3 protein-coding genes are annotated in these 2123 nt (G+C 73.3%); all 3 read left to right on the forward strand.

The genetic code is table 11. The features are described from left to right. Nucleotides 1-240 (forward strand): glutamine amidotransferase (locus tag PKE99_RS37290; RefSeq protein ID WP_271214996.1); only part of this gene is annotated, 240 nt, incomplete at its 5' end. A 30-nt stretch (nucleotides 241-270) separates the two neighbouring features. Beyond that, the gene (locus PKE99_RS37295; RefSeq protein WP_271214997.1) at nucleotides 271-1305 is read left to right on the forward strand and encodes a LacI family DNA-binding transcriptional regulator; all 1035 of its coding nucleotides are present in this window, start codon (nucleotides 271-273) and stop codon (nucleotides 1303-1305) included. After that, on the forward strand, nucleotides 1302-2123 hold an 822-nt coding region (locus tag PKE99_RS37300), incomplete at its 3' end, for a PfkB family carbohydrate kinase (protein ID WP_271214998.1). The genes PKE99_RS37295 and PKE99_RS37300, both read left to right, overlap by 4 nt.

The following is a 2123-nucleotide window of genomic DNA, read 5'->3' on the forward strand; positions in this document are numbered from 1 at the left end:
GAGTGGCCGGTGCTGCTGGGCTACAACCGGACGTTCCCGAAGGCGGGCGCCACGGTGGTGGCGCGGACCGGTGACGACCCGCTGCTGGTGGTGGGGGAGTACGGGCGGGGTCGGTCGGTGGCGTTCACCTCGGATCTCGCGCCGCACTGGGCTCCGCCGGAGTTCGTGGAGTGGGAGCACTATGCGGCACTGTGGACGTCGATACTGTCCTGGGCCGCAGGCGGTCCGCGAGGTCAGTGACAGCCCCTGAGAGCTCGAAGGTGACGTGACGTGACGCAGTCCGACCGCAGGCGCCGGCGGCCCACGATGAAGGACGTGGCCGAGCACGCCCGGGTGTCCGTGAGCACGGTGAGCTACGTGCTCACCGACCCCGGGCCGGTCGCCCGCGAGCTGCGGGACCGGCTGCTCGACGAGCTGCGACTCCTCGAGTACTCGCCCAACGAGTCCGCCCGCAACCTCAAGCGGCGCGGCGCGGCCACGATCGGGATGATCGTCCCCGAGTTGACCAACCAGTTCTTCGCGATGGTCACCGAGGGTGTGCAGCGGGCCGCCTCGGCCCGGGACGTGCTGGTGGTCTTGGTGGTGCCGGACGCGTCCGAGCTGCCGGAGGAGAAGCAGGCGCAGCTCCTGCGCAGCCAGCGCATCGACGGCGTGATCTACCTGTCCGGGACCGGGTCGATGCCGGCGTCGATCTACGAGCTGGCGCGCTCCGGGCCGGTTGTGCTGGTCGACGAGCAGATCCCGGGCCTGGACCTTCCCGCAGTGGTGTGCGAGGCCCGCAAGGGGGCGCGGGAGGTCGCGACGCTGGTGATGGAGCACGGGCACCGCCGTGTCGTCGTCGTCGGCGGGCCGCCCAGCCTGTGGACGGCCCAGCAGCGGCTGGCCGGGTACCGGGAAGCGTTCGCCGGGGCCGGGCTGGACCCGGACTCGGTGCCGGTGCTCGTCGGGGACTACCGGCAGGCATCCGGGCATGAGCTCGCGGCGCGGGCCCTGGCCGCCGACCCCCGGCCTACCGCGTTGGTCTGTATGAACGATCTGATGGCGATCGGGGCGATGGAGTACTGCCGTGAGGTCGGCCTGCGGATCCCGGAGGACGTGAGCGTGGTCGGCTTCGACGATCTCCCGGTCTCTGCGTTGCTGACGCCGCGGTTGACGACTGTGCGTCAGCCTGCGCACGACATGGGCTTCCGGGCGGCGTCGGCTTTGTTCGACCTGCTGGAAAACGACGAGTCCGGCGCGATCGGCGAGCTCCCGGCCGTCGTTCAGGTGCGGGACTCGGTGTGTCCGCCGAGGTCGGAGGGATGACGCCGCGGCTGGTGGTGGTCGGCGCGGTGAACGTCGATCTGGTGGTGCAGACCGACCGGCTGCCGGGGCCGGGGGAGACCGTGGTCGGTCCGGGTGTCGAGCGGCATGGTGGTGGGAAGGGTGCGAACGCGGCGGTTGCCGCGGCCCGGGCCGGTGCGGAGGTCCGTTACTGCGGCGCCGTCGGCGCGGACGACACCGGTGATGGTGCCCTGGCGGAGTTGCGTGCGGAGGGGATCGAGGTCACCGATGTGGCGGTGCTCGAGGGTGCCGCCACCGGCGTGGCCCTGATCGTGGTCGACGGCGGCGGGGAGAATCAGATCGCTGTCGGTGCCGGCGCCAATGCGGCTGTGGACCCGGCGGCGGTGCGCGCGGCGGTGGCGCGCTCGGCGGGCTGGGCTGGTTGTGTGCTGGTGAGCACCGAGATCCCGCCGGGCGCGGTGGCCGCGGCGGTGGAGACCGCGGCCGCGCACGGGCTGGCGTGTGTGCTCAACCCGGCACCGGTCACTGCGGGGCTGGTGGACCTGCTGCGGCTCGGCCCGGTGGTCACGCCGAACCGGTCGGAGCTGCGGGACCTCTATGCGCTGGTGGAGCAGGGTGCGGCCGGCTCGGTGGCGGAGATGGCGGCTGCGGTGGCCGCTCGGACGGGCGCCCCGGTGGTGGTGACGCTCGGCGGCGACGGGGTGCTGGTGGTCGACCCCGAGCGGGGGGCGGCGCCCCTGCCTGCCCCGCCTGCGGACGTCCGGGACACCACCGGCGCCGGCGACACGTTCAACGGCGTCCTCGCGGCCGGGCTCGCCGGCGGCGGCTCGGTGTCCGAG

It is taken from the genome of Pseudonocardia halophobica, from assembly GCF_027922425.1.
Lineage (GTDB): Bacteria > Actinomycetota > Actinomycetes > Mycobacteriales > Pseudonocardiaceae > Pseudonocardia > Pseudonocardia halophobica.